The organism is Streptococcus sp. Marseille-Q6488 (assembly GCF_946902925.1).
Lineage (GTDB): Bacteria > Bacillota > Bacilli > Lactobacillales > Streptococcaceae > Streptococcus.
Genome location: NZ_CAMPPZ010000024.1, coordinates 1 through 5,287, shown reverse-complemented (window position 1 = coordinate 5,287; position 5,287 = coordinate 1). Strand labels below are relative to the sequence as shown.

Here is a 5,287-nt window from a genome sequence, read left to right as displayed (position 1 = left end):
TTATGGTATAAATAGTACACGTCTTCCTAATCCCTTGAAATCAGTGGGTTTCTAGCATGTCTACCAAAAGTGAATACGAGATTGAATACGGCATGACTTTTAGCTGGGGCGGATGAAATCCATGAGTTGATCGACGACTTCAAAACGTTGATTGTCATTGATGTGGGTATACATATCAAGGGTGGTTTGAACATTATTATGACCTAATCTATCTGAAATGATTTTTGCTGTAACACCAGCTTCAAAGAGAAGAGAAGCGTGTGTGTGCCTGAAACCGTGAGGAGTGATTTTTTTGACATCCTTATGTTCACAAAAGAATCTTCTAAGTCTCTCTTTCACAGCTGAAGGCGAAATCCATCCTCCGAAACTATTCGTAAAGATATAATTCGAATCATGTTTGTAAGGCACACTAGCCCGAAAATACTCTTTTATCTGCTGACGTTTCCAGAGTTTTAATACATTCAGAGTTTCATCATCTAAAGTGATAACCCTCTTACTCCTTTTGGTTTTAGGGTCCTGAACAGTTTGTTTTTTATTAACAACGACAGCTGTTCGAGAAATGCTTAATCGATTATTTTCAAAGTCAACATCTGACCACATGAGCCCAAGAGCCTCACCACATCTCAAACCAGTAAAAGCTAGTAAGTGATAAAAGGTATACTCTACAGGCTTACAATCTACTCTGCAAACTTTAAGAAACTCCGTTAGCTCCTGTTTTGTATAGTGGTTCTCTTTGGCCTTTAAGGGTCTATTTTTAGGCTTGATAATCTTGTCTAAGGGATTTAACTTAATGATGTCAAGAGAAACGGCATACTTGAAAATACGGCTGATTACAGAGTAGTAATTAGCATAGAGGATATAGCGATTACTTAACTGGATAGCAACCTTTTGACAATAAGCTACACTGATCTGCTGGATTTTCATATCTGTAAAATACAAGTCAATCATAACATCAAGTTTTTTCTTAACGTTCTGATAGGTTGTTGGTTTCACAGTGCTCTTATAGCTATCAAGCCATAACTCAGCAACTTCAGCGAAAGTAGGGTTCTGAAAATCTTCATTGTTTGAAAAACCGTTCTCTTCAACATCTAAGAGAAGGTCACGTTCGGCAGCCTTTGCCTCTTTAATGGTTTTAAAACCACGTCTTGTTGTGCGTTTTTCTTTTCCAGTAGCAGGGTCTATGCCCAAATATGTTTGAAAGAGATATCTAGTCTCTCCTTTTTTTGTGATGTATTTTTTTATCATAAAAAAGTCCTTTCTTTTCGATTGCTTGCCCGCATAGTTGAAAAGGTGTAGAACTTATGATAAACTATAGTTGTATTTTTTTATCATCCTTTCCATTGCTTGCTTGATGGAAAGTTGAATCCTCACACTCAAAGTTTGGCGATGGAGAGTGTGGGGATTTTTTGTTGTCTTTTTTACTCTAGACCTGAGCTGATTTTAGAAGTCAACAAGAAAGAACCGTCGTCTTGTTTTGAAAACGAAAGAATAACGCTCTTATATTTGCTACCAGTAGAAGTATATGATACTGTCTTGCTGTCGTGGTCATTTACTGAACTAGTTGTCACATTGTTAGGTTCTCCGTGAACGCTAGCAACGTCATCGTAGTTAGTTCCACCAGCTCCATAGTTGATAATATCACCAACTTGAAGCGCATCAAACTGTTCTTTTGTCCAGTTAAATTTAGCATCTTCCTCTTTTTGAGATGATTCGATAGAAGAACTTACAGAGCTAACAGTCTCTTCAATGTTTTTACCTAGTTCTTTCAATGATTTAGCGTACATTGCTTGAGTTACTAATACAATAGCAATAGACACGACTGCTAGAACCGTCCCAATAATAGCTAGTGTTTTTGGTCTTTTTCGATTTACTGCAAAACCAATTAAACCGAAGATAAGAGCTAAAATAGCTAGAATGAATGAAAAATTATTGATGATAGGCATCCATGAGCCAAGTAGAGCAATTGCTCCAAAAATAATAGCTAAAATACCTAAAACTTTGCGTTCTTGTTTCATAATGAAACCTCTCTATCAGCTTTTAGTGTGGATCAGTTATTGCACATATTTTTATTTCTGTTTTTTACATGCCAACTATTTCCAAAATGGAAACAGTTGGCAGCTCGTCAGATAATAAAATAAGGTGTACCTCTTAGAAGTACACCAGACGATTTTATCCTTGACGAACAAGGCTTTTTTACATTCTTAGTGTATTTCTTTTTTTAATTTCTGTCAAACGTCAACTTATTTTAACGACTTATGTTTACTAGAATATGAAAAGAAAAGTAGCCGTATCAAATACGGCTACCATCACGATATGGATCTAAAATCCAAACCTAAACTTTATGGAGCTAAACTCCTGATAGCTGTATTGTAATATAATTTTCAAAAAATATCAATTTTGCACAATAGACTTCTTGGATATGGGGGACTATTGCCGAGTGCGGGGATTTTTTATATCACATTTGATAATAAAAGAGAATTTTCTAAGATATCTTTATGAGATAACAATATTATTTTATCTTTGCTATTTTCGTTAAATACCGCTAGGGTTTCTGCCACTTTATCAAATCTATGGTGTATATCGTCGACTACAGCAATATATTCAACGTTATCTTTATGGTTCTGTAAAATACGTGTATCCATTGCGAGTAATTTAGCCCTGTTGAGATCATTTCCGTTTGAAATAGTCCTTACAAGTCTTTCTTTTTTGATTGTGGGAATTGCGAAGTCAAATTGCACAGTTATCCCCTCTTTACCTGAATAAGACGGCCTTCTTGTAAAAAGAACCTCTCTCTGTACTAAGGTGTTTTCTATTTCGTCATGGAAAACATTTTTAATTGTTGTATCTCGTAAGACTATCATATCATTCACCTGCATAATAGTTTGGAGCAACCGTTGCTTTGCAAGTGGGAATTTTTCGAGGCTGGTTGTGATAAACAACTCTCCATTTTCAGCTCTCGTACCTAAATTGTTTACGATTGTATTTAGTAAGTTATTTTTGTATGTTGAACGATTTGAGAAACTAACGCCGTGACTTTTTAAATTGTTAATGGTCCATCCGTCATCTGTGAGTGTGACCCTACCATCTGATAAAAACTCAGCATATAGGATGATATGATCAAAATCATTATCTAAAAACGGTGTTCTAATTTCTACTATATTTTTCTCTAGATCATTGAACTTATACTCTTTTAATAACCAATCAAAATATATATTTTTTAGTGTATTTGAGTTATTCATCATCAGCCTCCGTCTTGATATGTGTATATTTGATGAATTCAGAAAATACGTCCACAATGTGAGTTAAATTAGGGAAGTCAGAATCTTCAAGCGGGATAGCAACTCTATCCTTTTTATCGTAGTGATTGGAGTATATATGAATGTGATTCCCCTCTACAATTGAGTCATCAGGATTCACATGTCTATTAGATGGATTAATGTCTACCCTAACTAAATGATTATGGGAATTTTTAAATCTAATATGAATGCTGTAGCGCTCAGGATTCATCCTTCCTCTGTATATGTGAAGTATATATTGAATGTCATCATCATCAATAATAGCTTCGTCTATATCTATTTTACCAAATAAAGACGAGATTGTAGTATGGATTTCATTAAAAGAAAGTTCGTTTTTGGGGTACTTCAGTTTGTTAATTAATTCTTGTACCTGCTGATCATTTAAGTCGTTGTAATTCATTTTTTCCTTACTCCCCTCTATACACCCCGACTACTGCATAGATCTTGATGTGTGTGTCTTCGGCTGGTGGGAAGTCTAGGATGATGTCTTCGTACTTGTCATTAAGCGATACGAGGCGTAAGCGTCCGTTTTCGGTATAGATCTTCTTGAAGTAAGAACGGTCTCCGTATGCGATAACTGCTAGGTCTCCGTTGTAGGTAGTCAGTCCTTTGTCTACTAAATAGAGAATATCTCCGTCTTGGTAGTCAGGCAGCATGGAGTCTCCGCTGACCTTAGTTGCAATATCGTGATGTGGTGGTTGCTGGTCAACCTCTATAGTCTCTCTATCTGTATCATCGTAGCCAAATCCATAGTTAAATCCACAAGCTGCTGCCGTCTCAGATACTACCTCAACTTGATACAAGCTGATAACTTCCGATACTTCGTTTTTCTTCGTTTCTTCTTCGTTTTGCTCTATGTACATCTCGCCGTTTGCTTTTTGTCTCTCCAGAAGCTCCTCAGAAGTCCGTAGGACGATTTTTTTATTATCTGGGGTTAATTGTACCACCTTGTCCGTTATCTGCTGTGTGAGCAAATCTAGGGACGCTGTGGGGGTGTCTGCTTTACGAATAGGTGGAAATAAATCGTCAATAGTTACGCTGAGAGCAGAGGATATTTTAAACAAAGTATTCTTTTTAGGAGTACGGAAACCTTTTTCATAGTTTGCTATAGTTGTATCACCCATATCCACTAAAGTAGCTAATTCTTTTTGCGTCAATCCGCGCTGTAATCGATATTCTTTTATTTTTGTTCCGATGTATATAGCTAATTCTTTGTCAGTCATATATTTCTCCTGAGTGTTTTATTAAGTAGATTATAACAAAATATTCACGGAAAGAAAAGTTTTTTTGTTTTTTCGCAAAAAAACTATTGACACTTCACGAAAAGTGAGGTATAATTAAATCATGGTTGAGGTAATCAATCAAATAAATACAGGAGGAAAAGAGATATGCGGAGACGCAAAAAGCCTGAAAAGGCAACAAAAAAAGAGCCATGGCTTGACGGTCCTAAGGCTCTGGTTATCTCAACAGTGATTACAGCCGGTGTTGAGTTAATCAAACACTTCTTGAAATAGAAGTGGGGTGAGCGGGGCGAAAGCCCCAAAGCTCACTATTAGTATAGCATATCTCGAAAGATTTGTCATGAAAGACAAGAAGAAATTTTGGAATGTGGTCTGCTGGACGCTAACCGGTTTTATCTGGGTGTACTTCATCTGGAAATGGTTTTTTTAAAATGAATAGGAGGTGATTATGGTTTGCAAATTCTTTTATATAAACTGAGGAAGGAAAAGAATATTTCTCAGAAAGAAATGGCAGATGTTATTGGAAAAAGCGAGAATAGCTATCGCAACAAAGAATTAGGTAAACAAGATTTTAAACTGAGTGAAATGTTCAAAATCGCCCATTATTTCGGTAAAGAATTGGGCGATATATTCACACCTCAGACTTCACGAAAAGTGAAATAAAACACCTAACATCAAAGAAGGTCAAACTTTTTTCAAAATCGATAGAATAATTCTATCAAAACTGTTGACAAGTACCAACAGTTTTGA

The 5,287-nt window shown here is 36.0% G+C and carries 7 protein-coding genes; 2 read left to right on the top strand and 5 right to left on the bottom strand.

The window, feature by feature from the left end:
• Positions 1 to 99: 99 nt before the first annotated feature.
• From OVN23_RS10155 to OVN23_RS10135, 5 genes are all read right to left on the bottom strand, one after another.
• A complete protein-coding gene (locus tag OVN23_RS10155; protein WP_267241051.1) occupies positions 100 to 1,245 on the bottom strand; it encodes a tyrosine-type recombinase/integrase in 1,146 nt (381 codons plus the stop codon).
• Positions 1,246 to 1,418: 173 nt separating this feature from the next.
• Positions 1,419 to 2,015, bottom strand: coding sequence for a CD20-like domain-containing protein (locus tag OVN23_RS10150; protein ID WP_173275379.1), 597 nt, complete (start codon positions 2,013 to 2,015; stop codon positions 1,419 to 1,421).
• Positions 2,016 to 2,450: 435 nt separating this feature from the next.
• Positions 2,451 to 3,239, bottom strand: a complete 789-nt coding sequence (locus OVN23_RS10145; protein ID WP_173218409.1) for a DUF1828 domain-containing protein — start codon at positions 3,237 to 3,239, stop codon at positions 2,451 to 2,453.
• On the bottom strand, positions 3,232 to 3,696 hold the full coding sequence (locus OVN23_RS10140; protein WP_031233729.1) for a DUF6978 family protein: 465 nt from the start codon (positions 3,694 to 3,696) through the stop codon (positions 3,232 to 3,234). Before OVN23_RS10140 ends, OVN23_RS10145 begins: the two co-directional genes overlap by 8 nt.
• 7 nt (positions 3,697 to 3,703) lie before the next feature.
• Positions 3,704 to 4,519, bottom strand: coding sequence for a S24 family peptidase (locus OVN23_RS10135; protein ID WP_267241049.1), 816 nt, complete (start codon positions 4,517 to 4,519; stop codon positions 3,704 to 3,706).
• 165 nt (positions 4,520 to 4,684) lie between these two features.
• Between OVN23_RS10135 and OVN23_RS10130 the strand changes: the two genes are divergently transcribed.
• Together OVN23_RS10130 and OVN23_RS10125 are read left to right on the top strand one after the other, a co-directional pair.
• A complete protein-coding gene (locus tag OVN23_RS10130) occupies positions 4,685 to 4,810 on the top strand; it encodes a hypothetical protein (protein ID WP_267241048.1) in 126 nt (41 codons plus the stop codon).
• Between the two features lie 180 nt (positions 4,811 to 4,990).
• A complete protein-coding gene (locus OVN23_RS10125; protein WP_001166514.1) occupies positions 4,991 to 5,200 on the top strand; it encodes a helix-turn-helix transcriptional regulator in 210 nt (69 codons plus the stop codon).
• The last annotated feature ends 87 nt before the right edge of the window (positions 5,201 to 5,287 follow it).